The sequence below is a fragment of the Shewanella sp. S1-58-MNA-CIBAN-0166 genome (assembly GCF_040310085.1).
GTDB lineage: Bacteria > Pseudomonadota > Gammaproteobacteria > Enterobacterales > Shewanellaceae > Shewanella.
The window spans coordinates 1-282 of the sequence record NZ_JBEOPN010000124.1 but is presented as its reverse complement, the minus strand read 5'-3'; the positions used below and the strand labels follow the sequence as shown (position 1 = coordinate 282).

General features: G+C 39.0%; 1 pseudogene. It reads right to left on the bottom strand.

What is annotated here, in order from left to right:
• Positions 1-282: pseudogene (locus AAEY99_RS21365) on the bottom strand (U32 family peptidase); the annotation flags it as partial.

The window sequence follows — 282 nt, the reverse complement described above, 5'->3', positions numbered from 1 at the left end:
CTGCAGGCCGACGGTTTTTTTGTTGTAAAGAAAAGCACTCTATCCATGCCAAATCTTCAAATTGATGCGCACTTATACGTGCAATATCACTCACTTTTGCCAAATCGGTCACATCTTCACACAAGTTATAGACCTTTCCAGACATGGTTTGAATACCATTAAGAGTAAATAATTCTTGATTGTCTTGACTCAGTGTTGTCAGGCCTTGCGGATGATCTTGGCAAATTAAATTACATTGATCTTTGGCTAAGTCATAATAACGAGCAGTAAAACATCGCGCAC